The organism is Xanthomonas sp. NCPPB 3174 (genome assembly GCF_056725205.1).
Genome location: NZ_CM161517.1, coordinates 3,687,493 through 3,711,665, shown reverse-complemented (window position 1 = coordinate 3,711,665; position 24,173 = coordinate 3,687,493). Strand labels below are relative to the sequence as shown.

Here is a 24,173-nt window from a genome sequence, read left to right as displayed (position 1 = left end):
CTCCGGGCGCACGCGCGGCTCATGCGTCCGCCTCCGCGCCGCGCTGGCGCCGCACCAGCCACTCGGAGGCCAGCAAGGCGCCCAGCGAGATCGCCAGCGCCACCGCCGCCAGCCGCCAGATGCCGGCCTCGGCGCCGGGCACCTGCAGCAGGCTGTAGATCGCCGAGGCCAGGGTCTGGGTCTGTCCGGGGATGTTGGAGACGAAGGTGATGGTGGCGCCGAACTCGCCCAGCGCCTTGGCGAAGCCGAGCACGCCGCCGGCGACCACGCCCGGCCATGCCAGCGGCAGGGTGATAGTGAAGAACACCCGCCATGGGCCGGCGCCCAGCGTGGCGGCCGCCGCTTCCAGGCGACGGTCGGTGGACTCCAGTGCCAGGCGGATCGCCCGCACCATCAGCGGGAAGCCCATCACCGCGCTGGCCAGCGCCGCGCCGGTCCAGCGGAACGCGAACTGCACGCCGAGATGCTCGAACAGCCAGCCGCCGATGGGGCCCTGCAGGCCGAACAGCTGCAGCAGCGCGTAGCCGGTGACGATCGGCGGCATCACCAGCGGCAGGTGCAGCAGCGCGTCCAGCAACGATTTGCCGAAGAAGCGGCGCCGCGCCAGCAGCCAGCCGCAGGCCACCGCGAACGGCAGGCTGGCCAGCGCCGCGACCAGCGCGACCTTGACGCTCAGCGCGATCGCGGTCAGTTCCTGCGCGGTGAAGTCGAACAATGCCAGGCCTCAGCGGGTGAGCGAGAAGCCATGGCGACGGAAGATCGCCTCTGCCGGTGGTGTGCCCAGCCAGCGCACGAACTCGGCGGCGGCCTTGGCGTGCGCACTCGCCCGCAGCGGCGCCACCGGATACACGATCGGCGCGTGGCTGTCGGCGGGGAAGGTCGCCACCACCCGCACCTTCGGTTCGGCCTGGGCGTCGGACCCATAGACGATGCCCAGCGGTGTCTCGCCGCGCGCCACCAGCATCAGCGCGCTGCGCACGCTCTCGCTTTCGGCCAGGCGCGGCTGCACCGCGTCCCACTGACCCAGCGCCTGCAGTGCGGCGCGCGCGTACTTGCCGGCCGGCACGCTGGCGGTCTGGCCGACCGCCAGGCGCCCCTGCGCGCCGAGCGCGGCGAGCAGCGCGCCGGGTTTGCGCAGGTCGACCTGCGCCTTGCTGGCGGCCGGCGCCACCAGTACCAGCGTGTTGCCGAGCAGGTCACGGCGCAGTGCCGGATCGATCAACTTGCGCTGCTGCAGGTAGTCCATCCATTCCTGGTCGGCGGACACGAACACGTCCGCCGGCGCGCCCTGTTCCACCTGCCGGGCCAGCGTGGAGCTGGCGGCGTAGGACACCTGGATGGTGGTGCCGCTGGCGCGCTGGTAGGCGCTGGCGGCCTCGTCCAGCGATTCCTTGAGGCTGGCGGCGGCGAACACGGTCAGCGGCGTCTGCGCCGAGACCGGCGCGATCGCGGTGGCGACGATCAAGGTGCACAGGCACAGCAGGCGGCGCAGCGGTCGGGTCATGGCTCACTCCAGCGGGGGCGGGGAAGGCGATGCGGCAGAGCGCGACCGCAGTCGCGCAGCGCTGCCGCAGACCCGCATCCTAGCGCGCCGGCGGCGCGCTGCCTGCTGACGCCGGCGGCGGCGCCAGGTCGTCGGTGCGGCCGGCCTGGATGTTGGCGCGCACCGACGGCTGCATCAGCCGCGGCTCGGCCAGCGTCGCATCGCGCGCCTGGCGCAAGGCCACGAAGGCCGCTTCATCGATGCCGTCGCGCACGTGGATGTTGCTGCGGCGCTGTTCGCCGATGCTGGTCTGGCAGGCCACCGCGCGGCCGCCTGCGCCGTAGTCGTGGCACACGAACACGCGCGTCGCCTCCGGCAGCGCGTACAGCCGCTGGATCGAACGGTACAGCGTGGCCGCGTCGCCGCCGGGGAAATCGCAGCGCGCGGTGCCGCTGTCGGGCATGAACAGCGAATCGCCCGGGAACAGCGCATCGCCGATCAGGTAGGCGACGCTGTCGCCGGTGTGGCCGGGCACGGCGATGACCTGCGCCTGCACACTGCCGATCGCGAAACGCTCGCCATCGGCGAACAGGTGATCGAAGCCGCAGCGCGCCTGCGGGTCCGCGTCCAGGCCGAACTGCGGCGCGAAACGGGCGCGCACCTCGCGGATGCCGTCGCCGATCGCCAGCGTCGCCTGCGGCCATCGCTGCTTGAACCACTGCGCGGCGGAGACATGATCGGCGTGCGCGTGGGTCTCGAGGATCCAGCGCAGGTGCAGTCCGCGCGCGTCCAGGCACGCGGCAAGCGCCTGCGCCGGCGCGTCGTCCAGTGCGCCGGTCTGCGGGTCGTAGCCCACCACCGGGTCGATCACCGCGGCGTCGTGGCCATCCTCGACCACGTAGCTCCAGGTGCCGGAACCAGCATGGTGGAAGGCGTGGACGTACGGATGCTGGCTCATCGATCGCTCCGGGTGGCGGCAGGTGGCGCGGCGCTGCAGTAGATGCCGTGCAACACCTCGAGGATGCGCTGCACCGGGCCGGGCACCAGCGAATAATAGATGGTCTGACCCTCGCGGCGGGTCTGCACCAGTCCATCCTCGCGCAGCAGCGCCAGGTGTTGCGACAGCGCCGACTGGCTCAGCTCCACGCGCGCGTTGAGCTCGCCGACCGATTGCTCGTGGTCCACCAGCAGGCACAGCAGCAGCAGCCGCTTCTCGTTGCCGAGCGCCTTCAGCAGGCGCGCCGCCTCGCTGGCGTGCGCGCGCATCGCGGCAGGGTCCAGGGCGGTTGCGGCGCGGCGCGGCATGGGCTCAGAAATCGACCGGGCCACCGGCCGCGGTCCAGCCCAGGAAGCCGCCGGTCAGCGAGCGCACCGCGGTGTAGCCCAGGTGCTGCAGGCTCAGCGCCGCCAGGGTGGAGCGGCCGCCGCTGGCGCAGTACAGCAGGATCGGCTGGTCGCGTCGGGCCAGCGCCGGATCGGCATCGAGGCGGAATTCGAGGATGCCGCGCGGGATGTTGATCGCGTTGGGCAGGTGGCCCATGGCGAACTCGCCGGGTTCGCGCACGTCGATGATCCATTCGCCGGGCAGTGGCGTGGCGGCGGCATCGGTGTGGACGGGGGTTTCGTGGATCTGCGCGCGTGCGCGGTCGACCAGGGCTTGGGCGGAGGAGGCGGGCATTGGGGGTGCTCGGCGGGAAAGTGCGCCCATCATATCAGTTGACTCTAATATAAGAAAATTCTAATTTATCTCGCGGCCAGCCTCGGGCGGCCGCGCCCGGCCTGCCGCGGCGGAATACCCACCGACGGCGCGGATGCGCCCTTTCTTCTGGAGTTCGAGCATGCGTGTGCTTCGTTGGCCGATCCGGGGTGTCTGGCGTGCCGGACGGCGGCGCAGGACGCTTGCGCCTGCCGCTGCGCTGGCCCGCGACAGCGGCCGTGCGACCCTGGCGGGCGCATTCGCGGCGCTGGCGGTGCTGGCGTTCGCAGGCTGTCGGCATGACGCCGCCACGGTCGCGCCGCCGCCGTTGCCGGCGCTGGCGACCGCGCCGGCGGAGCCCGCGGCGATGGCGGTGCGCTCCTGGGACGGCGTCGTGGCTCCGGTGGAGTACGCCGATCTGAGCGCGCAGACCGGCGGGCGCGTGCGCAGCGTCGCGGTGGACGTGGGCGACCGGGTCGCCGCCGGCCAGGTGCTGCTGCAACTCAGCGCAGTGGAACAGCGCGCCGGCGTGGCCGGTGCGCAGGCGCAAGTGCGTGCCGCGACGGCCAGCGCCGACGAGGCCGAGGCCAGCTATCGCCGCTATGCGTCCCTGGCCGGGGCGCAATACGTGTCGCGCGCGCAACTGGAGCAGGCCCGCGCCACCCGCGATGCGGCCAATGCCGCACGCGCTGCCGCCGACGCGCAACTGGCGCAGGCGCAGCAGCCGGCCGACTACACCGTGGTGCGCGCGCCGTTCGCGGGCGTCATCAGCGCGCGTCAGGTGCAGCCGGGCGAGACGGTGGCGGCCGGGCAGGCCTTGTTGTCGCTGTACGTGCCCGGCGCGCAGCGCATCGAGGTGCAGGTGCCGCAGTCCGATGCGGAGGCAATTCGCGCCGCGCCGCGCGCGCAGGTGCGATTGGACGATGGACGCATCCTGCAGATTCCGCAGGTGACGGTGTTCCCCACCGCCGATCCGCGCAGCCACAGCGTGACGGTGCGGGTACCGTTGCCGGCGCTGCAGCCGGCTCCGGCGCCCGGCACCACGGCCAAGGTCGGTTTTCCGCTGGCTGCCGGCGATGCTGCGGAGGCGGCGCCGTTGCGCATTCCACTGTCGGCGCTGCTGCAGCGGGGCGAACTCAGTGCGGCCTATGTGCTGGCCGACGGTGGGCTCAGCCTGCGGCAGCTGCGGATCGGGCAGCGCGATGCGCAGCGGGTGGAAGTGCTGGCGGGGCTGCGCGCAGGCGAGCGGGTGGCGCGCGATCCGGTCGCTGCGGGACAGGCGCTGGCCGCGCAGCGGCGCGCGCTGGCGGAGCGTTGAGATGGCCACCGGTTTCGGGATGTCCGGCCGCCTGGCGGCATTCTTCCAGGCCAATCCGCTGACGCCGGTGCTGGCCCTGCTCGGCCTGTTGCTCGGCCTGGCGGCGGTGGCGATCACACCGCGCGAGGAAGAGCCGCAGATCGACGTGACCATGGCCAACGTGTTCGTGTCGCTGCCGGGCGCCGATGCGCGCGAGGTCGAACAACTGCTGAGCACGCCGCTGGAACAGAAGCTCGACGAGATCGAGGGGATCAAGCACGTGTACTCGGTGAGCCGCCCCGGCCAGGCGGTGTTGACCGTCGAATTCCAGGTCGGGGTGCCGCGGCAGACCGCGCTGGTGCGCCTGTACAACCAGGTGTATTCCAATCTGGACGTACTGCCAACGCAGATGGGCGCCAGCGCGCCGCTGGTCAAGCCCAAGGGCATCGACGACGTGCCGGTGATGAGCGTGACCCTGTGGAGCGACGATTCTCAGCGCAGCGCCGCCGACCTGGGCGCGATCGCGCGCACCCTGGAGACCGACCTCAAGCGCCTGCCGGGCACGCGCGACATCTACAGCATCGGCGCACCGCCGCGGGTGGTCACGGTGACGCTGGATCCGGCGCGGCTGGCCGCCTACGACCTCACCGTGGCCGACCTCGGCCAGGCGCTGCAGGGGGCGAACGTGGTGCGCCCGCTCGGCGACCGCATCGGCGGCGGCCGTGCGGTGCCGCTCAGTGCCGGGCGGTTCCTGGCCGATGCCGATGCCGTGCGCGAGCTGGTGATCGGCGTGCACGACGGCCGGCCGCTGCAGTTGCGCGATGTGGCACAGATCCAGGCCGGTGCCGACCTGCCCACGGCCTACGTGTGGTACGGCACGCCACCCACGCGCGGCGGCCCGGCGCAGGGGCGCGCGCCGGCGGTGACCCTGGCCATCGCCAAGAAGCCGGGCAGCGACGCCTCGGCGCTCACCAGCGCGGTGAGCGCGCGTCTGCAGGCCTTGCGCGGCGAACTGCTGCCGCAGGGCGTGCATGCCGAGGTCACCCGCGACTACGGCGCCAGCGCGGCGGCCAAGGCCGCCAAGCTGATCCACAAGCTGGTGTTCGCCACCGCCTCGGTGGTGCTGCTGGTGCTGTTTGCGCTGGGCTGGCGCGAGGCCATCGTGGTCGGCAGCGCGGTGGTACTGACCCTGGCGCTGACGCTGTTCGCCTCGTGGGCGATGGGCTTCACCCTCAATCGCGTGTCGCTGTTCGCGCTGATCTTCTCCATCGGCATCCTGGTCGACGACGCCATCGTGGTGGTGGAGAACATCCACCGCCATCTGCGCGCCGGCGGCAAGACCTTGCGCGAGGCGATTCCGCCGGCGGTGGACGAGGTCGGCGGCCCGACCATCCTCGCCACCTTCACCGTGATCGCGGCGCTGATGCCGATGGCCTTCGTCAGCGGCCTGATGGGGCCGTACATGCGGCCGATTCCGATCAACGCCTCGGTCGGCATGCTGCTGTCGCTGGCGATCGCGCTGGTGGTGACGCCCTGGTTGGCGCTGAAGCTGCTGAAGCGGCATGTGCCGGCGCATGCCGCGCAGGCAGGGGCGGAGCGCGACGCTCCGCCGCGCCTGCAGCGCCTGTTCGGGCGGTTGCTGCACCCGTTCCTGGATCCGGGCCGCGGCGCGCGCCGGCGCGGCTGGCTGTTCGCCGGCATCGCGGCGCTGCTGCTGGCCGCGGTCGGCCTGGTCGGGCTGCAATGGGTGGTGCTGAAGATGCTGCCGTTCGACGACAAGTCCGAGCTGCAGATCGTGGTCGACCTACCCGAAGGCAGCACCCTGCAGGACACCGATGCGTTGCTGGTGGAGTTGGCCGGCGTGCTGGACACGCCCGAGGTGCACGACTACCAGGGCTATGCCGGGACCTCGGCGCCGGTCAACTTCAATGGCCTGGTGCGGCAGTACTTCCTGCGCAGCGGCAACAACGTCGGCGACCTGCAGGTGAACCTGGTCGACAAACACCAGCGCACGCGCCACAGCCATGCCATCGCCCGCGCGCTGCGGCCGCCGCTGGCGGCGATCGCACGCCGGCATGGCGCGTCGCTGAAGGTGGTGGAGGTGCCGCCGGGGCCGCCGGTGCTGTCACCGTTGGTGGCCGAGGTGTACGGGCCGGACTATCCGCGCAGCGGCCAGCTCGCCCTGGCGCTGGAGCGACGCTTCCTGCGCACGCCGAACGTGGTCGATGTCGACACCAGCGTGGAGAGTGCGGCCACCCGCGAAACGCTGGTGGTCGACCGCGTGCGCGCCGCGCGCCTGGGCGTGAGCCAGGCCTCCATCGCCGATGCCCTGGCCACGGCGGTGCAGGGTCTGGACGTCACCTGGCTGCACGATGGCACGTCCAAGGTGGCACAGCCGGTGCGGCTGCGCCTGCCGGGCGCCGCGCAGGCCGCCAGCGCACGCCTGCTGGCGCTGCGCGTGCGCGGCGGCGATGGGCAACTGGTGCCGTTGTCGGAACTGGTCGCGGTGCAACGCCTGCCCTGGGACGACAGCATCGCGCACAAGGACCTGCGGCCGGTGGTGTACGTCACCGGCGACGAAGCCGGGCGCCTGGACAGCCCGCTGTACGGCATGTTCGACCTGGTCGGGCAACTGCGCAGCCACCGGCTCGATGGGCAGGCGCTGCAGCAGCATTTCATCGCACCGCCGACCGACACCGCCGACTTCGCAGTGAAATGGGACGGCGAATGGCAGATCACCTACGAGACCTTCTGCGACATGGGCATCGCCTACGCGGTGGGCCTGTTGCTGATCTATCTGCTGGTGGTGGCGCAGTTCCGCAGCTATTTGCTGCCGCTGGTGATCATGGCGCCGATTCCGCTGACGGTGATCGGAGTGATGCCGGGCCATGCCCTGCTCGGCGCGCAATTCACCGCGACCAGCATGATCGGCATGATCGCCCTGGCCGGCATCATCGTGCGCAATTCGATCCTGCTGGTGGACTTCATCCGTCATGCCCTGGCGCAGGGACGCAGCGCCGAACAGGCGGTGATCGAGGCCTGCGCGGTGCGCGCACCGCCGATCGTGCTGACCGGCCTGGCGGCGATGCTGGGTGCGCTGTTCATCCTCGACGATCCGATCTTCAATGGCCTGGCGGTGGCGCTGTTATTCGGCATCCTGGTCAGCACGGCGCTGACCCTGCTGGTCATCCCGTTGCTGTACTACCCGCTGGCACGGCGCGAAGCGGCTGCGTGAGCACGACGCTGCGTCCACACGCCGTTACCGGTGCCGGCGTAGAGTCGAAATCCCTTTCTGCGAAGTGGAGTTTCCACCATGCCCATCGGCGATCCGATCCGCGTCACCCTGGAGCAGGACACGGACTTCGCGTTCCGCATTCGCTTCGACGAAACCGCGCTGGAGCCCTGGCTGAGCGACGAAACCGCGCCGCTGGGGCAGGAGCGCGGCCCCAATCCCACGCGCATCCTGCTGGCCGGCATCGCCAATTGCCTGGCCGCCAGCCTGCTGTTCGCGATGCGCAAGTACAAGAACGATCCGGCCGGCGTGGTCGCGCACATCACCGCCACGCCGATGCGCAATCCGGAAGGGTTCTGGCGCATCCCGCAGGCGTCGGTGGAACTGCAACTGCCCGGCCCCAACCAGGACTACGCGAAGTTGGAGCGGATCCTGGCCCAGTTCGAGCAGTTCTGCGTTGTCACCCAGAGCGTGCGCCAGGGCATCGACGTGCAGGTCACGGTCAAGGATGCGCAGGGCACCGTCCTGCTCGGCGACAAGAGCATCGAGGCCGGCGCATGAACACGCCGCTTCATGTCGCCTGCCCGCACTGCGCCGCGCTCAACCGGGTGCCGGAGGCGAAACTGGCGGACGCGCCGCAATGCGGGCGTTGCCATCGCGGCTTGTTCGACGCCACACCGGTCACGCTGACCGCCGAGACGTTTGCCGCGCACGCCGAGCGCAGCGACCTGCCGTTGCTGGTGGACGTGTGGGCGCCGTGGTGCGGCCCGTGTCGGACCATGGCCCCGCACTTCGCCGCCGCGGCCGCGCAGCTCGAGCCGCGGCTGCGCCTGGGCAAGCTCGACAGCGACGCGCAGCCGGCGCTGGCCGGGCGCTTCGGCATCCGCAGCATCCCGACGCTGCTCCTGCTGCGCCAGGGCCGCGAACTCGGCCGACACAGCGGCGCCATCGGCACCGCCGAGATCGTGCGCTGGACGCGCGCGCAGTTGGGTGTGGCGTAGGTGCTCTCGTAGGAGCGGCTTCAGCCGCGATGGGCTTTCCTGGGAATGCCCCGTCGCGGCTGAAGCCGCTCCTACGATTTGCAAAACAGACTTACTTGCCCAGCGCCGCGTTCAAGGTTGCCGCCAGGTCGGCACCGGCCTGGCGCAACTGCGCCTCGGCGACCGGGCGCCAGGTCGTCACGTAATCGGCCGGCAGCGTGGCGCCGGGCGGATAGAAGCCCGGACGCATCATGATCTTGCAGGAGGCCTCGGCCCACGCCGCGGCCGGCGGCGGCAGCGCGTTGCCCGCCGGCGAGGGCGCCGGCAACGGCTGCTTTTCCAGCTCGGCCAGGTACGCCTGTTCGTCCAGCCCGCGGCTGCGCAGCAGGCCGCTGTCCCACAGCGAATGCAGATTGCTGCCCTTGCCCTCGAACTGGATCTGCACGGTGTTGGCGCCCTTGTCGCGGGCGTAGCCGGCATGCAGCGGCTGTTGCACGTCGCCGGCGAAATGCACGACGAACTTCAGCGCCTGCGCACGCGCGGCCTGCGGCTGGCTGCGGTCGGCGAGGATCGCGGCCTGGCGGCGCAGCGCCTCGACCGCGCAGTTGCCGTCCGGGCAGTCGCGGGTCTGCTCGTAGTGGCAGTCGTTCTCGGCCAGGTTGACGTAATGCCAGCGCGCGCTGCGTTTGCCCAGGTCGGGATCGTGTTCGCGGAGCTGGTCGGCCCAGTTGGCGACGCCGGCCAGGGTCGGGTCGGGTTCGCCCTGCAGCAGGGTGCGGACCTGCGCGCGGGCTTGCGGGGTGAGTTGGGTGTCGGCGAGATCGGCGACCAGGCGGTGACCCAGCGGGCCCCAGGCGAAGGCGGCGGACGGTGCGGCGGCGAGGGTCGCGGCGAGCGCGGTGCAAACGAAGCGAGAGATTTTCATGCGCCGATTCTAGCCGGCGCCGACGACGCGGCCATGACGCGCGTCAGGTCTGTTGCGTTGCCGCTCAGCACGGCGGACGCCGGTGCCAGACGGCGTCGCCGACCGCGCCGCGCCGCGTCCGAGGACACGACCCGGCTGCAGGCTCAGAAATACATCAGGTACGCGACGCCGTAGGTGACCGGATCGAGCTTGGCCTTGCCGAGCGTGCTGCCGTCCACCTCCACGTCGCTGCGCATGCCGGTCCAGCGCGCATCCACGCGGATCGCGCTGCGTTCGCCGACCGCGAAATCCACGCCGGCATGCAGCGCCGGACCAATGGTGTCCTTGAACTTCACGTCGTTGGACGAAAACGCGCCCTTGCCGTCGCTGCCGAGGAAGGCGGTGTAGTTGAGGCCGGCGCCGACGAACGGGGAGATGTCGCCGTTGCCGTTGAAGTGATACTGCAGCGAGATGGTGGGCGAGAGCATCCAGGCGCTGCCGATATCGCCGCCGCGGTCCACGCCGATCTTCTGCTGGCCGACCAGGCCCTGGATCTCCAGGCCCAGGTTGCCGCGGAAGAAGTACTCGTACGTGAACGACACGGCCGGCGCGACGTCGGCGTCGAAGCGCTGATCGCTGCCGCGCAGCGTGCCGTTGGACGACCCCGGCACCATGCCGTGCAGGCCGTAGCTGGTGGTGAAATGGCCGGCCGATTGCGCCGCGGCGGGCAGGGCGATGCTGGCGAGGGCGGCGACGGCGAGGCGACGGAACAGGCGTGGCGGCATGGGGGACCCCGGTGGACGACGAGTGGGCGGATGCGAACCCCGTGTCGGCCCAGCGGGCGCCGATCCACATCCGTGTGGCGCGTAGTCTGCCAGAGAAGCGCCGCGGACGCGCTGCGCATCCGGGCTGCCGCTTGCACGGCATGCCGCGTCGGCCTGGGCCGCCGCGCGCGATGGCGCCGCTGCGACGCGCGGCGCCGACCGTGTGGCCACCGGCGCCGCAGTTGGCAGCGGCGCCGGCGCCCGTTTCAGAACTTCATCACGTAGGCCAGGCCGTACGCCAGCGGATCGATGTGCGCGGTGCCCAGGTCGCTGCCGTTGACCTTGACCTTGCTGTCGATGTCGATCCAGCGCAGGTCCACGCGCAGCGCCGACTTCTCGGTGAGTGCGAAATCCACGCCGGCGTGCGCGGCCAGGCCCCAGGAGTCGTCCAGCTTGAGCTTGCTGCCGGCGAGCGCGCCGGTGGTCTTCTCGCTGAAGAAGGTGGTGTAGTTGATGCCGGCGCCGACGAACGGCGAGACCTTGCCGGCGCTGTTGAAGTGGTACTGCAGCGACACCACCGGCGGCAGGTGCTTGGTGCTGCCGACCTTGCCCACGCCCTTGACGCTGATGTCGTGCTCGAACGGCAGCGCGGCCAGCACTTCCACGCCCAGGTCCTGGTGCACGAAGTACTCGAAGGTCACCGTCGGGCGGATGTTGCTGTCGATGCGCAGCGGCAGGGTGCCGCCGGCCAGCGTGCCGTTGTCGGACTTCGGATTGACCTGGTGGGCGCCGATGCCGACGGTCCAGTCGCCTTGCGACTGCGCCAGCGCCGGCAGGGCGCACAGGGTCAGGGCGGCGGCCAGGCCGGTGAGCAGGAGGGGGGAGGTGGTGCGCATGGTGGAGTCTCGGTTGGGTGTGGGCGCAGTGTCCGGCGCGCGGCCATACGCCGCCTTGATCCTGATCAAACCGGCGTATCCGGCGTGGCGCGGCCGGCCTGCTAGAATGCGGTTCCCCTTCCATCCGCCGCGCCAGCCGCGGCCGCAGGAGCTACTGAAATGGCAATCAAGGTCGGCATCAACGGTTTCGGTCGCATCGGGCGCAACGTGCTGCGCTCGGCGGTGCAGAATTTCGGCAGCGACATCGAGATCGTCGCCATCAACGACCTGCTCGAGCCGGATTATCTGGCCTACATGCTGCAGTACGACTCCGTGCACGGCCGCTTCCAGGCGGAGGTGTCGGTCGACGGCAATCATCTGCTGGTCAACGGCAAGAAGATCCGCCTGACTCAGGAACGCGATCCGGCGGCGCTGAAGTGGGGCGAGGTCGGCGTGGACGTGGTGATCGAGTCCACCGGCCTGTTCCTGACCAAGGAAACCGCGCAGAAGCACCTGGACGCCGGCGCCAAGAAGGTGATCCTGTCGGCGCCGTCGAAGGACGACACGCCGATGTTCGTGTACGGCGTCAACGACAGCACCTACGCCGGCCAGGCCATCGTCTCCAACGCCAGCTGCACCACCAACTGCCTGGCGCCGCTGGCCAAGGTGATCAACGACAAGTGGGGCATCAAGCGCGGCCTGATGACCACCGTGCACGCGGCCACCGCCACCCAGAAGACCGTGGACGGCCCGAGCAACAAGGATTGGCGCGGCGGCCGCGGCATCCTGGAGAACATCATTCCGTCCAGCACCGGCGCGGCCAAGGCGGTCGGCGTGGTGATCCCGGAGTTGAACAAGAAGCTCACCGGCATGAGCTTCCGCGTGCCGACCTCGGACGTGTCGGTGGTCGACCTGACCGTGGAACTGGAGAAGCCGGCCACCTACGCCGAGATCTGTGCCGAGGTGAAGGCGCAGAGCGAAGGCGCGCTGAAGGGCATCCTCGGCTACACCGAGGACAAGGTGGTCGCCACCGATTTCCGCGGCGACGCGCGCACCTCCATCTTCGACGCCGATGCCGGCATCGCCCTGGACGGCACCTTCGTCAAGCTGGTGTCCTGGTACGACAACGAGTGGGGCTACTCCAACAAGTGCCTGGAGATGGTTAAGGTGGTGGCGAAGTAAGCCGCCGCGCGTCGTCCGCCGTGGCGGGCGACGCGGCCTTGTGCGGCAGCGACCGCTGCAGCCCGCCGCCGTTGGCACGCTGCACACGCCATCGCGAACGCATGCAAACAAAAAGGAGCGCCTCGGCGCTCCTTTTTGTTGTGCAGATGTGCTGCGAGGGACTTGCTCGCCGCGACGGCGGCGTGGATGCAACGAGATGGAAGTGGCGCGATCCGCGCCGCCGCCATCCGCTCGCCGTTACAGCGCGTCCTTGGAGACGTTGCTTTCGCTCTGCTGGTAATCGGTGACCACGCCCTTGGCGTCGAATTCCACTTCCAGGTCGTAGGACTTGACGTTGCGCGCGCCGACGCCGTGCTCCTGCGCCTCGTTGATCGCCGGGCCGGTGTAGTAACCGGGCAGCATCCGCTTCAGCAGGCCGGTGGCGGTCTTGCGCGCCTTCTCGCCGTGGGATTCGCTGGGGCGATAGCTCCACGACTTCTCGTAGCCGCCTTCCTTTCCGGACGTCCTGGAGACGTAGGTGGGCTCGCCATAGATCGCGCGCACCTGCTCCTTGGTGGTCTTGCCGATCACGATGTTCTTCTTCACCGCATCGGGAGTGTAGAGCTCCGGATTGTCGACCTTTTCGGCCAGGGCGGGAGCAGCGAAGGACGCGGCCAGCATGGCCGAGATCAGCAGGGTGCGAAAGGGTTTCATGGTCATGTCCGTTTACCTGGGAAGTGGCGTCTGCAATCCAGAGGGTACCGGTCGCGTCGAGGTGCGTCGGTACGGCTTCAGCGCGGCGCAACGAGCTTAGGCATGGCGAAATGACGTCGTCAATACAGCAGGCAGCGACATTCAGGCAACGACGACGCCCCTGGCGGCAAGGCCGATGGCGGAATCGCGAGCGCGATGCGGCGTGCCGCTGCGCGCGCAGCGGGTCGACGGGGCAGGCGTTGCCCCGTGATCCGCTGCCACTTTTTGCGCAGGGCGCCGTCGCGGTGTGGGCGGGCTACAGGGCCTGCAGGATCAGCGAGTGCCAGCCGGTGCGGTAGGTTTCGTAGCCGGGCGAGGCGGCATGCCCGATGCAGTGCGGCCGGCCGTCCAGGTCGATCAGCACGGCGCCGCGCGGCTGCTTGAACAAGGCGTCGCGGCCGTCGAAGTCGATCCGGTCCTGCAGCATGCGCCCGGCCGAGTCGGCCAGCACCTGGCCCTGCGCGTCGACGATGCAGACCCGGCTGCGGCCCCATTCGGATTCGGACAGCGGGGTGCGCTGCACGATCGTCTGCGCCAGCGCGTCCCAGCGGAACACGATGCCCAGCACGCCCAGCACGCGGCCATCGATGCGGCCGCCCTCGCGGACCGTGCACGCGTACACCAGGACCCGCTCGCCATCGGCCAGTGCACTGGCGTGCACGCCCTGGAAGCTGAAGTCCTCGCCGCTGCGGGTGCGCATGGCCTGCTCGAACCACGGTTGCGCGGAGACGTCGCTGCCGACCGAGGCGTACTGCCGCGGCCGGCCGTTGGCGCGGATGCGGCCATCGCTGCCGGCCAGGATCAAATCGAAGTAGACCGTGTACGAATCCAGGATCTGGCCCATGCGCCGCGACGCGTAGGCCAGCGCCTCGGCGTCGCTGTCGGTGCGCGCTGCCGCCACGACCGCGGCGTCGGTGGCCCACCAGCGCACGTCGCAACTGCGTTCGTAGAGGTTGCGGTCGATCAGGTCGATGTTGCTCAGGGCCAGTTCGCTGAGCCGCGTGCGGCGCACGTCGTCCTGCAGCCGGCTCAGCGTCTGCCGCATCTCCGCGCTGGTGCGCGCGGCGACCTTGTCCAGGTCCTGGGTGGCCTCGGCCACGCGTCGCGACAGCCCGTCCATTTCCTGCGCGATGACGCTGAAGCCGCGTCCGGCGGCACCGATGCGCGCCGATTCGATGCGCGCGTTCATCGAGATCATGTGGGTGGTGCGGTTGATCGCGTCGATGCCCTGCAAGGAACGGCGCAGTTGGCCGAGCAATTGGTCGGAGAGGCCGACGACGGCGCGGATATGGTCATCGATCCCCGTTTCGGCGGGGTGGGCGGGTAGGTTCATTCATGCTGCCGGTGGGGTGGGAGGGAACAGCAGACGGACGACGCGGTAAGGGGTGTAGCGGCCGTCCATTCATCGACTTGAGGGCGGTGTGAAGACCGTCCGTCGGAACGCCGAGGCTTGCCCTGCCTAGGCTGCGGCCGCGCCTGTGGGCCGATGCCGGTACCGAACTCGTCTACCATCTGCGCCAGGTCCGGCGCCGCCGGACACCTGGTGCGCGTCACAGGCGCCGCGCCACCGCCGTGGAGATGCGAGTCGAATGGAGATGTTGGTCGTGCTGGTGGTGTTGGCGGTGCTGGCGATGCCGGTGCTGCTGATCGTGGCCCTGGTCGGGCAGTCGCGCCTGCGCCAGCGGCTTGCCGCGCTGGAGGCACAGGTCGCGCGGATGGCGGCCGCCCCGGTGGCGCCTGCGACGGCCTGGGCCGGTCCTGCGGCCGCGGACGGGGACACGGAATCCGCCGTCGATGCCGAGACGCAGGCCGAGGATGCGCCGAACGAAGTGTCGTCCGAGCCTGCACGTCCGCCCCTTGTCGTGGAGGAGGCTAGCGCGCCGCCGCCACTGCCGCCGCCCTTGCCGACGCCGCAGCACACCAACGATTTCGCGACGCTGGCCGCCGCGGTCGAGCGCGCCGAGCAACAACAGGCGCAAGCGCGCGCCGCCGCCGCGGCCGCGATCGCCGCCCCGCACCGGCCTGACCCGATCGAGCGGTTGGTGAGCGGGGTCAAGCGCTGGTTCACCGAGGGCAACGTGCCGGTGAAGATCGGCATGCTGGTGCTGCTGGCCGGCGTCGCCGCGCTGCTCAAGTACGCCGGCGACCAGGGTTGGCTGCGCATGCCGATCGAGCTGCGCTACGCCGGCATCGCCGCCGCGTCGCTGGCGGGCCTGGCGTTCGGCTGGCGCCAGCGCACGCGCAAGCGCAGCTTCGCGCTGGCCCTGCAGGGCGGGGCGATCGGCGTGTTGCTGCTGACCGTGTTCGCCGCGTTCAAGCTGTCCGGGCTGATCCCGGCCGGGGCGGCGCTGGCGCTGAGCATCGCCCTGGTCGCGGGCATGTGCGTGCTGGCGGTGGCGCAGGAATCGCGCACCCTGGCGGTGCTGGGCACGCTGGCCGGCTTCCTCGCGCCGCTGTGGCTGTCCACCGGCAGCGGCAACCATGTGGCGCTGTTCTCCTACTACGCGCTGCTCAACGCGGCGGTGTTCGCGATCGCCTGGTACCGGCCGTGGCGGGTGCTGAACCTGCTCGGGTTCGGCTTTACCTTCGGCATCGGCACGCTGTGGGGCGTGCTGCAGTACCGGCCGGAAAAGTTCGTCAGCACCGAGCCGTTCCTGCTGCTGTTCTTCGCCTTCTACCTGCTGATCCCGATCCTGTACGCGCGGCGGCAGCAGGCCGCGCGCAGCGCGCTGATCGACGGCAGCCTGCTGTTCGGCACGCCGCTGATCGCGTTCTCGCTGCAGGCCGGCCTGTTGCGTGGCGAGCGCCTGCCGCTGGCCTTGTGCGCGTTGGCTCTGGCGGCGCTCTATGCGCTGCTGGCCGCGGCGCTGATCCGGCGCGCGCGCTTCGCCCTGCTGGGGCAGGCGTATGCGGTGCTGGCGGTGGGCTTCGCCACGTTGGCGGTGCCGCTGGCGCTGTCGGCGCGGGCCACCGCGAGCGTGTTCGCGCTGGAGGGGGCGGCGCTGGTGTGGCTGGGCCTGCGCCAGCGGCGCTGGCTGCCGCAGCTCAGCGGCGCCGGATTACAGATGGCGGCCGCGTTGGGCTTCACCCTGGGCCTGGATGCGGCGGTGCAGGACAGCCAGGCCGTGGCCAATGCCACCTGCATGAGCGCGCTGCTGCTGGCCCTGGCCGGGTTCGCCAGCGCCTGGTGCTATCGCCGCGCGCGCGCCGCCATGCCGGCGCTGGGCTACTACCTGTGGGGGCTGGCTTGGTGGTGCGGGATCGGCGTCGCCGAGATCCTGCGCTTCGCCGCCGCCGACGCGCGGCCGGACGTGTTGCTGGCCTGGGCGGCGGTCAGCGGCTGGCTCGCGGCCGAAGCGCAGCGGCGCTGGCCGGCGCCGGCGCTGGCCGCGACCACGCTGGGCGGCCTGGCGCTGGCGTTGCCGCTGGCGGCCTGGCAGGCCGATGCGCACGGGCAGCCGTTCGCCGGACATGGCGCCTGGGCCTGGGCGCTGTTCGCGGTGCTCGGCGTGCGCAGCCTGCTGTGCCTGCGCGACAGCGGGGGCGGCGTGGCGCGCGCGGCGCAGTTCGTGTGGTGGTTGGTGTGGCCCACCGTGGTCGGGCTGCTGTGCACCTGGATCGCGCTGCACAGCGACCTCGCCGCCGGCTGGCGCTGGATGCTGTTGCTGGCGCCCTGGTTGCTGGCGACGGCGCTGTCGCTGTGGCGCTGGAACTGGCTGGCGGCGCCGCTGGGCACGGCCTTCGCGCCGTGCCGCAGCGCGCTGCAGAGCACCTACTTCGGGCTGCTCACGGTGGCCTGGCTGTACAGCCTGGGCCTGACCGGCAGCAGCGCGCCGTTGCCCTGGGTGCCGTTGCTCAATCCGCTGGAACTGAGCCAGTTGGCGCTGCTGGTCCTGGGCGTACGCTGGACCCGCAGCCCCGAACTGCCGGCGCTGCTGCGCCCGTGGCGCACCCATCTGCTGGCCGCTGCCGGCTTCCTGTGGATCACCAGCGTCACCCTGCATGCGGTGCATTACTGGGCGGCGGTGCCGTGGCCCGGCGTGCTCGGCGATGGCGTGGCGCAGACCAGCCTGACCGTGGTCTGGAGCGTGCTGGGCGTACTCGGCTGGGTGCTGGGCTCGCGCCGCGGCCAGCGCGGCCTGTGGCTGGCCGGCGCGGTGTTGATGGCGGTGGTGCTGGGCAAGCTGTTGCTGGTGGATCGCGGCAATCTCGGCAACGTCGCCGGCATCGCCTCGTTCATCGCGTACGGGCTGTTGTGTACGGTGGTCGGGTATCTGGCGCCGGCACCGCCGCGCGCCGCCGAACCGGCCGAGGAGGCCATCCCATGATCCGACGTGCGCTGTTTCCGTTGTTGCTGGCCGGGTTGCCGCTGTGTGCGTTCGCCGCCAGCCAGCGCGACGACTACGCCCAGCAGTGGCCGCTGACCCTGCAGGACGCCGATGCCGGCGCCTATCGCGTGCAACTCGACGATGCGGTCTACCGCAGCGCGCAGCGTGCCTCGCTGGGCGATGTGGAGGTGTTCAATGCCGCGGGCGATCCGCTGCCGTCCGCGCTGTTCGCCGCCGAGCAGGCCGAGACTGCGCCGCGCCGGCAGCCATTGCCGTGGTTTCCGTTGCCGGCCGCGCGCGACGGGCGCGCAGCGGACCTGGAACTGATCGCCGAGCGTGACCGCGACGGCAGCGTGCGCCGCATCCAGACCCGCGTGGCGGGCGGCGCCAGCGACGCAGCGGCTGCCGGCTGGCTGGTCGATGCCAGCGCACTGCACGCGCCGTTGCGTGCGCTGTCGCTGCAATGGGCCGCCGCCGCGCAGCCGCAGCAGGCCCGCTACCGCGTCGAGGGCAGCGACGATCTGCGCGACTGGGAGGTGGTGGTGGACGAGGCGACCCTGGTCGACCTCAGCAATCAGGGGCACCGCCTGCAGCAGCTGCGCATCCCCATCGGCCGCGAAGTGCGCTATCTGCGCCTGCTGCCGTTGGCCGGCGCCAGCGCGCCGCCGTTGACCGGGGTGGAGGCCGAACTGGCGCCGGCACCGGTCGCCGCCGATTGGCATTGGCAGCAGCTGGACGCGGCGAGCAGCGATCCCGCGCAGCACAGCTATGCGTTCGTGTCGCCGGGGCGCTATCCGGTGACGCGCATCGACATCGCCTTGCCCGGCAACAACGCCATCGAATGGCGCGTGCAGAGCCGCGACAGCGCCGAGGCGCCGTGGCAGGATCGCGCCGGTCCGTGGCTGGCCTACCAGGTCGGTGGCGGCAGCCGCTCGCCGCCGCAGGCGCTGACCGCGCCGGTGCGCGACCGCTACTGGCGGCTGCTGGCGGCGCAGGATCCGGGCCGCCAGCGGCCGGCGCTGCGCCTGGGCTACCAGCCGGAGACGCTGGTGTTCCTGGCGCAGGGCGCGCCGCCCTATGCGCTGGCCGCCGGCAGTGCGCGCACCCAGCGTGCGCCGGCGCCGCTGGCCGCCGCATTGCAGGCCCTGCATACCCAGCGCGGGCCGCAATGGGTGCCGGCCACCGCCAGCCTCGGCGCGGCGCAACCTCTGGCTGGGGCCGCGGCGTTGCAGGCGCCGCCACCGCCGCGCGACTGGAAGACCTGGCTGCTGTGGGCGCTGCTGATCGGCGGCGCGCTGCTGGTGGTCGGCTTCGCGCTGAGCCTGCTGCGCAAACCCGCCGCCGCCGACGGCGCGGACTGACCCGCCGGGAGGGATCGCGCGCACGCTGCGCCGTGCGCGCGCCAGCGCACCGATTGCCGCTGTGCGGCCGACGCCGGACAATGGCGGTTTCGCCGCTGCGGCGATCGGCCGGCGCTCCTGCACCCGACGTTACGATGCCGGCGCCGACACTGCACCGATGGCGCGGTTTTCCCTTTGCAACCCCACGAAAGCGAGCACTTACATGTCCATCCTGCGAATGACCGATCTCGACCTGTCCGGCAAGCGCGTGCTGATCCGGCAAGACCTGAATGTGCCGATCGACAATGGCCTGATCACCTCCGAGCAGCGCATTCTGGCCTCGGTGCCGACGCTCAAGCACGCGCTGGAACAGGGTGCGGCGGTGATGGTGACCTCGCACCTGGGCCGGCCCAAGGAAGGCGTGTGGACCCAGGAGGATTCGCTGGAGCCGGTGGCGATCCGCCTGGCCGCGCTGCTCGGCGTTGACGTGCCGCTGCTGCGCGATTGGGTCGATGGCGTGGAGGTGCAGCCGGGGCAGATCGTGCTGCTGGAGAACTGCCGCATGAACGTCGGCGAGGGCAAGGACGACGAGGCGCTGGCGAAGAAGTACGCGGCGCTGTGCGACGTGTTCGTGATGGACGCCTTCGGCACCGCGCACCGCGCGCAGGCCTCCACCCATGGCGTGATCAAGTTCGCGCCGGTCGCCGCCGGCGGCCCGCTGCTGATGGCGGAGCTGGACGCGCTGGCCAAGGCGCTGGAACAGCCGGCCAAGCCGCTGCTGGCGATCGTCGCCGGCAGCAAGGTCTCGACCAAGCTGGAACTGCTGTCCAACCTGGTGGACAAGGTCGATCAGCTGATCGTCGGCGGCGGCATCGCCAACACCTTCATTGCCGCCGCCGGGCACGCGGTGGGCAAGTCGCTGTGCGAGCCGGACCTGCTGGACACCGCGCGCAAGATCGTCGCCGACGCCAACGCGCGCGGCGCGGCGATCCCGCTGCCCAGCGACGTGGTGGTGGCCAAGCAGTTCATGCCCGACGCCGAGGCCACGGTGAAGGCGGTCACCGACGTCGCCGACGACGACCTGATCCTGGACATCGGCCCGCAGACCGCCGCGCACTACGCCGAGCTGATCGCCAAGGCCGGCACCGTGGTCTGGAACGGCCCGGTCGGCGTGTTCGAGTTCGACGCCTTCGGCAAGGGCACCGAGACCCTGGCGCGGGCGATCGCCGCCTCGTCGGCGTTCTCCATCGCCGGCGGTGGCGACACCCTGGCCGCGGTCGACAAGTACGGCATCGCCGAGCAGGTCAGCTACATCTCCACCGGCGGCGGCGCGTTCCTGGAGTTCCTGGAAGGCAAGACCCTGCCGGCGGTGGCCGCGCTGCAGGCGCGCGGCGCGTGAGCGCCGCCGACGTCCTGTTCTTCGACCTGGACGGCACCCTGGTCGATTCGGAGGCCGGCATCGTCGGCAGCCTGCGCCATGCCTTCGCCGAACTGGGGCAGCCGCTGCCGACCCCGGCGCAGTTGCGCGCCTGGATCGGCCCGCCGCTGCGCGACAGCTTCCAGCAGCACTTCGGCGGCGATGCGGCGTTGGTGGAGCAGGCCTTGACGCTGTACCGCAGCCGCTACGACAGCCACGGCTGGCGCGAGCACACGGTGTTCCCGGACATCGGCGCAGCGGTGGAGGCGATCGCCGCGGCCGGCCACCGCCTGGCGGTGGTGACCTCGAAGAACGAGCGCTTCGCGCGACGCATCGTCGAGCAGTTGCCGTTCGGCGCTCGCTTCGAGGAGATCGTCGGCGCCAGCGACGACGGCGCGCGCCGGGCCAAGCCGGACCTGATCGCCGAGGCGCTGCGGCGGCTCGCGGTCTTGCCGGCGCAATGCCGCATGATCGGCGACCGGCGCATGGACATCGACGGTGCGCGCCACCACGGCATGCGCAGCATCGGCGTGCTGTGGGGCTTCGGCGATGCCGAGGAACTGCGTCAGGCCGGCGCCGATGTGCTGGCGCAGACGCCGACGCAGCTGCCGGCGCTGGTTGCGGCCTGAGTCGCCTGAATGGGCACGTGCGCCGATGCGTCCGGCGCACATGGCCTTGGCCGCGCACGGCGCGTGGCCTGATGTCATCTCATCCAGGTGGGCCCGCGGCGTGGCGCCGGTTGGCGCGGCATGACCACATACTGTCCCGCATTGTCCGCTCGCTATGCCGGGCCGCGCGTGCGTCTATGCCGAAATGCCATGCTGTGTGATGGGCGCGTGTGCTAGCTTTGAGCGCTTTTTCCAAGGATGCCATCATGATCGAACGTCAGCGCCGCACCAAGATTCTCGCCACCCTCGGTCCTGCCACCGACCCGCCGGGCGTGCTAGAGGATCTGTTCCGCGCCGGCGTCAACGTGGTGCGGTTGAACTTCAGCCACGGCGATCCGTCGGGCCAGGCCAAGCGCGCCGCCGAAGTGCGCGCCGCCGCGGCCCGCGTCGGTGCCGAGATCGGCATCCTCGCCGACCTGCCGGGCCCGAAGATCCGCATCGAACGCTTCGCCCAGGGCAAGGTCTCGCTCAAGCTCGGCGACCGCTTCGACCTGATCGCCGACCCCAACGCCGCGCCGGGCGACGCCAGCCAGGTCGGCGTCAGCTACCTGGGCCTGCCGCAGGACGTGGCCCCGGGCGACGTGCTGCTGCTGGACGACGGCTTGATGCAGCTGAAGGTCGTCGAAGTGCAGGGCGAACGCATCGTCACCAGCGTGCTCAACGACGGCGTGCTGTCCGATCGCAAGGGGCTGAACAAGCAGGGCGGCGGCCTGTCGCTGGGCGCGCTGACCGAGCGCGACAAGGAACTGATCGGCATCGTCGCCAAGATCGGCGTCGACTTCATCGCGGTGTCGTTCTGCCGCAACGCCGAGGACATGAACGAGGCGCGGCGCATCGCCCGCGCGCACGGCTGCGACGCGGCGCTGGTGTCCAAGATCGAGCGTACCGAGGCGATCGAGAACCTCAGCGAGATCGTCGAGGCCTCGGACGTGGTGATGGTCGCGCGCGGCGACCTGGGCGTGGAGATCGGCGACGCCGAGCTGCCGGGCCTGCAGAAGAAGATCATCAAGGAATCGCTGGCGCAGAACAAAGTGGTGATCACCGCCACGCAGATGCTGCAGTCGATGGTGGAAAGCCCGATCCCGACCCGCGCCGAAGTGCTGGACGTGGCCAACTCGGTGATCGACGGCACCGACGCGGTGATGCTGTCGGCCGAGAGCGCCGCCGGCGCCTATCCGATCCGCGCGGTCGAGGCGATGGCGCGCATCTGCCTGGGCGCCGAGCGCCAGTTCGAGACCGAGACCGACTTCGGCATGGCCCCGCGCAACCTCGAGCGTGCCGACCAGGCCATCGCCATGGCTACGATGTTCCTGTCCCAGCACGTGGGCGTGCGCGCGATCGTGGCGATGACCGAATCCGGCGGCACCCCGCGCTACCTGTCGCGTTTCCGCGCCAAGGCGCCGATCTTCGCGGTGACCCGCCACGACGGCGCGCGCCGGCACATGGCGATGATGCGCGACGTGTTCCCGATCAACTTCGACAGCCGCGGCCTGACCCCGCGCGAGGCCGCGCGCGGCGCGATCCGCGTGCTGGTCGAGGCCGGCCTGCTGGCGCCGGGCGACCGCGTGGTGTTCACCAGCGGCGAGCACATGGAAACCCATGGCGCGACCAACACCCTGCGCCTGCTCGAGGTCGGCCCGGACGGCCGCGCCAGCGGCCTGGGCGAGCTCTGAAGGACACGCGGCGCGGCGGCCAAGGCCGCCGCACCGTCGGCAGCACCAGTTCGATCGCGCATGGAACGGCGCGGCATCCACCGTTCCCTGATCGCGCGATATCCCTATGACGTCCACGAGCGCGCATGCCGAGCTCGGGCTGGAACTGCCCGAGCGCCCCGGCACGCATTGTCTTGAACACCTGATCCAGGCCTCGGCCACGCGCGAGCTGGTGGTCACCGAGGACATCCGCGACCGCCGCGGCATCCTGCTGGTCGCCAAGGGCCAGCGCATCAATGCCGGCCTGCGCGAGCGCCTGATCGCGCGGCGCCTGCTGCGCCCGCTGGAATCCTCTCTGGCGTTCTGCGAGGAACTGCGCCCGAGCGAGGTGCAACTGGCCGCGCAGCGCGAGCTGGACGAACACCCGCACCTGCGCCTGCTGCTGGGCGACGAGGTGCAGTCGGTCATGACCGCGCTGGCTCGCGCGCGCACGCTGGGCGCGCCCGGCACCTTGCTGACCACGCTCGGCCAGACCCGGCCGGCCGCGTTCTCGCACGCGGTGCGGGTGGCGATGCTGGTGGCCTGGCTGGCGGCGCTGCTGTCGCGCTCGGAGGCGGCGATGCGCGAGGCCGCGGAAGTCGGCCTGCTGCACGATCTCGGCGAGATGTACGTGGATCCGGCGGTGCTGGAACTGCCGGAAGCGCAGCAGGACTTCGCGCAGTGGCGCATGCACTGCGTGCATCCGGTGATCAGCGCCGCGTTGCTGGGCGAATCGGGCGTGTACTCGGCGCAGCAGGCCGCCGCCGCGCGCGAGCATCACGAGCGCATCGACGGCTCCGGCTATCCGGTCGGCGCGGCGGTGCTGTCGCCGTTGGGCCGGCTGATCTCCTGCGCCGAAGCGCTGGATGCCTTGCTCGAGCGCGAGCAGGGCCATGCGCACGCGCTGGCGCGGATGCGCATCGCGCTGCGCGTGGTGCCGGGGCAGTTCCCGCGCGACGTGGTCGATCTGTTGACCGCGCGGTTGCGCGATTGCGTGCCGGAGCCGGCGTCGGCGCACGATCCGCAGCACCTGCGCGAAGGGGTGGCGGCCATGCTCGACGGCCTGGAGCGGGCGCGCGACGAAGCATTGCGCCTGCAGCGCGGCGGCGACCTGCGCGAGGACGAGCGCGCGGCCCTGCAGCATCTGCTGCTGTTGATCGTCGGCTACATCATGGCCATCCACGATTCCGGCGCCGGCAAGATGGTCGAGCAATTGCCGTGGTTGATCGCCGCGCCGGAAGCGGCCGAGGAGGTCGATCGCATCTGCTGCGAGTTGCGCTGGCAATTGCCCGGGCTGCGCCGCCATGCCGAATTGCTGGCGCACCGGCGTGCGCGCAGTGCCGACGACTGGCGTTCGCTGCTCGATGCGCTGGACATCGCGTTGCCGGTGGCGCAAGGCGCGCATGCCCAGGTGCCGGCCGCGGACGCTGCGCCGCTGCAGACCGCACAGGTCGACGAAGACGCGCAGTGCGACGCGATGACCGATGCGCTTGGCTGAAGCGCCGGCGGTGCGCGGTCTACGCCTGTAACCGCTTGCAGCGCCGTCGGTAACGGAATGCATGCAGGCAGGCCCGGTATACTGGG

Annotated in this window: 21 protein-coding genes; 11 read left to right on the top strand and 10 right to left on the bottom strand. The window is 71.0% G+C overall.

What is annotated here, in order from left to right:
* Nucleotides 1–19 precede the first annotated feature (19 nt).
* The 5 genes from modB to AC1PK7_RS15985 all read right to left on the bottom strand — a co-directional run bounded on the left by modB (nucleotide 20) and on the right by AC1PK7_RS15985 (nucleotide 3,161).
* Nucleotides 20–715 carry a molybdate ABC transporter permease subunit gene (gene modB, locus AC1PK7_RS16005; RefSeq protein ID WP_267105593.1) on the bottom strand — a complete coding sequence of 232 codons (696 nt, stop codon included), beginning with the start codon at nucleotides 713–715 and terminating at the stop codon, nucleotides 20–22.
* A gap of 9 nt (nucleotides 716–724) precedes the next feature.
* Complete coding sequence (modA, locus tag AC1PK7_RS16000; RefSeq protein WP_481098780.1) at nucleotides 725–1,504, bottom strand: molybdate ABC transporter substrate-binding protein; 780 nt, start codon at nucleotides 1,502–1,504, stop codon at nucleotides 725–727.
* Nucleotides 1,505–1,583: 79 nt separating this feature from the next.
* A complete protein-coding gene (locus tag AC1PK7_RS15995) occupies nucleotides 1,584–2,441 on the bottom strand; it encodes an MBL fold metallo-hydrolase (RefSeq protein WP_481098779.1) in 858 nt (285 codons plus the stop codon).
* The gene (locus AC1PK7_RS15990; protein ID WP_017917369.1) at nucleotides 2,438–2,788 is read right to left on the bottom strand and encodes an ArsR/SmtB family transcription factor; all 351 of its coding nucleotides are present in this window, start codon (nucleotides 2,786–2,788) and stop codon (nucleotides 2,438–2,440) included. Before AC1PK7_RS15990 ends, AC1PK7_RS15995 begins: the two co-directional genes overlap by 4 nt.
* Nucleotides 2,789–2,792: 4 nt before the next feature.
* Entirely contained in the window at nucleotides 2,793–3,161 is a 369-nt protein-coding gene (locus AC1PK7_RS15985; RefSeq protein ID WP_019800082.1) for a rhodanese-like domain-containing protein, read from the bottom strand.
* Between the two features lie 160 nt (nucleotides 3,162–3,321).
* Here AC1PK7_RS15985 and AC1PK7_RS15980 point away from each other — a divergent pair, with 160 nt between their 5' ends.
* From AC1PK7_RS15980 to trxC, 4 genes are all read left to right on the top strand, one after another.
* Nucleotides 3,322–4,497, top strand: coding sequence for an efflux RND transporter periplasmic adaptor subunit (locus tag AC1PK7_RS15980; RefSeq protein WP_481098778.1), 1,176 nt, complete (start codon nucleotides 3,322–3,324; stop codon nucleotides 4,495–4,497).
* Between the two features lies 1 nt (nucleotide 4,498).
* Nucleotides 4,499–7,711: an efflux RND transporter permease subunit gene (locus AC1PK7_RS15975; RefSeq protein ID WP_481098777.1), complete on the top strand. Its 3,213-nt coding sequence runs from the start codon at nucleotides 4,499–4,501 to the stop codon at nucleotides 7,709–7,711.
* A 78-nt stretch (nucleotides 7,712–7,789) separates the two neighbouring features.
* Entirely contained in the window at nucleotides 7,790–8,269 is a 480-nt protein-coding gene (locus AC1PK7_RS15970) for an OsmC family protein (protein ID WP_481098776.1), read from the top strand.
* Nucleotides 8,266–8,709: a thioredoxin TrxC gene (gene trxC / locus AC1PK7_RS15965; protein ID WP_481098775.1), complete on the top strand. Its 444-nt coding sequence runs from the start codon at nucleotides 8,266–8,268 to the stop codon at nucleotides 8,707–8,709. Before AC1PK7_RS15970 ends, trxC begins: the two co-directional genes overlap by 4 nt.
* A gap of 91 nt (nucleotides 8,710–8,800) precedes the next feature.
* On the opposite strand, the gene AC1PK7_RS15960 is transcribed toward trxC, so the two are convergent.
* From AC1PK7_RS15960 to AC1PK7_RS15950, 3 genes are all read right to left on the bottom strand, one after another.
* Entirely contained in the window at nucleotides 8,801–9,613 is an 813-nt protein-coding gene (locus AC1PK7_RS15960) for a S1/P1 nuclease (RefSeq protein WP_481098774.1), read from the bottom strand.
* 143 nt (nucleotides 9,614–9,756) lie between these two features.
* Complete coding sequence (locus AC1PK7_RS15955; protein WP_420007644.1) at nucleotides 9,757–10,377, bottom strand: OmpW/AlkL family protein; 621 nt, start codon at nucleotides 10,375–10,377, stop codon at nucleotides 9,757–9,759.
* Between the two features lie 245 nt (nucleotides 10,378–10,622).
* A complete protein-coding gene (locus AC1PK7_RS15950) occupies nucleotides 10,623–11,252 on the bottom strand; it encodes an OmpW/AlkL family protein (protein WP_481098773.1) in 630 nt (209 codons plus the stop codon).
* A gap of 159 nt (nucleotides 11,253–11,411) precedes the next feature.
* Here AC1PK7_RS15950 and gap point away from each other — a divergent pair, with 159 nt between their 5' ends.
* Nucleotides 11,412–12,413 (top strand): type I glyceraldehyde-3-phosphate dehydrogenase, encoded by a 1,002-nt coding sequence (gap, locus tag AC1PK7_RS15945; protein ID WP_017911669.1) that lies wholly within the window; start codon nucleotides 11,412–11,414, stop codon nucleotides 12,411–12,413.
* Between the two features lie 237 nt (nucleotides 12,414–12,650).
* Here gap and AC1PK7_RS15940 read toward each other — a convergent pair whose 3' ends face one another.
* Nucleotides 12,651–13,106 (bottom strand): hypothetical protein, encoded by a 456-nt coding sequence (locus AC1PK7_RS15940; RefSeq protein ID WP_234006595.1) that lies wholly within the window; start codon nucleotides 13,104–13,106, stop codon nucleotides 12,651–12,653.
* 295 nt (nucleotides 13,107–13,401) lie between these two features.
* Nucleotides 13,402–14,478, bottom strand: a complete 1,077-nt coding sequence (locus tag AC1PK7_RS15935; RefSeq protein ID WP_481098772.1) for a methyl-accepting chemotaxis protein — start codon at nucleotides 14,476–14,478, stop codon at nucleotides 13,402–13,404.
* A 256-nt stretch (nucleotides 14,479–14,734) separates the two neighbouring features.
* Between AC1PK7_RS15935 and AC1PK7_RS15930 the strand changes: the two genes are divergently transcribed.
* From AC1PK7_RS15930 to AC1PK7_RS15905, 6 genes are all read left to right on the top strand, one after another.
* Entirely contained in the window at nucleotides 14,735–17,473 is a 2,739-nt protein-coding gene (locus AC1PK7_RS15930) for a DUF2339 domain-containing protein (RefSeq protein WP_481098771.1), read from the top strand.
* Nucleotides 17,470–18,834 carry a DUF3999 domain-containing protein gene (locus AC1PK7_RS15925; RefSeq protein WP_481098770.1) on the top strand — a complete coding sequence of 455 codons (1,365 nt, stop codon included), beginning with the start codon at nucleotides 17,470–17,472 and terminating at the stop codon, nucleotides 18,832–18,834. The genes AC1PK7_RS15930 and AC1PK7_RS15925 overlap by 4 nt, the downstream gene beginning before the upstream one ends.
* A gap of 202 nt (nucleotides 18,835–19,036) precedes the next feature.
* Nucleotides 19,037–20,212 (top strand): phosphoglycerate kinase, encoded by a 1,176-nt coding sequence (locus AC1PK7_RS15920; protein ID WP_481098769.1) that lies wholly within the window; start codon nucleotides 19,037–19,039, stop codon nucleotides 20,210–20,212.
* Nucleotides 20,209–20,859, top strand: coding sequence for an HAD-IA family hydrolase (locus AC1PK7_RS15915; RefSeq protein WP_481098768.1), 651 nt, complete (start codon nucleotides 20,209–20,211; stop codon nucleotides 20,857–20,859). Before AC1PK7_RS15920 ends, AC1PK7_RS15915 begins: the two co-directional genes overlap by 4 nt.
* Nucleotides 20,860–21,104: 245 nt before the next feature.
* Nucleotides 21,105–22,571, top strand: coding sequence for a pyruvate kinase (pyk, locus tag AC1PK7_RS15910; protein WP_010341498.1), 1,467 nt, complete (start codon nucleotides 21,105–21,107; stop codon nucleotides 22,569–22,571).
* Between the two features lie 106 nt (nucleotides 22,572–22,677).
* A complete protein-coding gene (locus tag AC1PK7_RS15905; RefSeq protein ID WP_481098767.1) occupies nucleotides 22,678–24,087 on the top strand; it encodes an HD-GYP domain-containing protein in 1,410 nt (469 codons plus the stop codon).
* The last annotated feature ends 86 nt before the right edge of the window (nucleotides 24,088–24,173 follow it).

Coding starts and splice junctions, on each gene's coding strand:
- modA (WP_481098780.1), bottom strand. CDS start 1,504: ATGACCCGACCGCTGCGCCGCCTGCTGTGCCTGTGCACCTTGATCGTC.
- AC1PK7_RS15995 (WP_481098779.1), bottom strand. CDS start 2,441: ATGAGCCAGCATCCGTACGTCCACGCCTTCCACCATGCTGGTTCCGGC.
- AC1PK7_RS15990 (WP_017917369.1), bottom strand. CDS start 2,788: ATGCCGCGCCGCGCCGCAACCGCCCTGGACCCTGCCGCGATGCGCGCG.
- AC1PK7_RS15985 (WP_019800082.1), bottom strand. CDS start 3,161: ATGCCCGCCTCCTCCGCCCAAGCCCTGGTCGACCGCGCACGCGCGCAG.
- AC1PK7_RS15980 (WP_481098778.1), top strand. CDS start 3,322: ATGCGTGTGCTTCGTTGGCCGATCCGGGGTGTCTGGCGTGCCGGACGG.
- AC1PK7_RS15975 (WP_481098777.1), top strand. CDS start 4,499: ATGGCCACCGGTTTCGGGATGTCCGGCCGCCTGGCGGCATTCTTCCAG.
- AC1PK7_RS15970 (WP_481098776.1), top strand. CDS start 7,790: ATGCCCATCGGCGATCCGATCCGCGTCACCCTGGAGCAGGACACGGAC.
- trxC (WP_481098775.1), top strand. CDS start 8,266: ATGAACACGCCGCTTCATGTCGCCTGCCCGCACTGCGCCGCGCTCAAC.
- AC1PK7_RS15960 (WP_481098774.1), bottom strand. CDS start 9,613: ATGAAAATCTCTCGCTTCGTTTGCACCGCGCTCGCCGCGACCCTCGCC.
- AC1PK7_RS15955 (WP_420007644.1), bottom strand. CDS start 10,377: ATGCCGCCACGCCTGTTCCGTCGCCTCGCCGTCGCCGCCCTCGCCAGC.
- AC1PK7_RS15950 (WP_481098773.1), bottom strand. CDS start 11,252: ATGCGCACCACCTCCCCCCTCCTGCTCACCGGCCTGGCCGCCGCCCTG.
- gap (WP_017911669.1), top strand. CDS start 11,412: ATGGCAATCAAGGTCGGCATCAACGGTTTCGGTCGCATCGGGCGCAAC.
- AC1PK7_RS15940 (WP_234006595.1), bottom strand. CDS start 13,106: ATGAAACCCTTTCGCACCCTGCTGATCTCGGCCATGCTGGCCGCGTCC.
- AC1PK7_RS15935 (WP_481098772.1), bottom strand. CDS start 14,478: ATGAACCTACCCGCCCACCCCGCCGAAACGGGGATCGATGACCATATC.
- AC1PK7_RS15930 (WP_481098771.1), top strand. CDS start 14,735: ATGGAGATGTTGGTCGTGCTGGTGGTGTTGGCGGTGCTGGCGATGCCG.
- AC1PK7_RS15925 (WP_481098770.1), top strand. CDS start 17,470: ATGATCCGACGTGCGCTGTTTCCGTTGTTGCTGGCCGGGTTGCCGCTG.
- AC1PK7_RS15920 (WP_481098769.1), top strand. CDS start 19,037: ATGTCCATCCTGCGAATGACCGATCTCGACCTGTCCGGCAAGCGCGTG.
- pyk (WP_010341498.1), top strand. CDS start 21,105: ATGATCGAACGTCAGCGCCGCACCAAGATTCTCGCCACCCTCGGTCCT.
- AC1PK7_RS15905 (WP_481098767.1), top strand. CDS start 22,678: ATGACGTCCACGAGCGCGCATGCCGAGCTCGGGCTGGAACTGCCCGAG.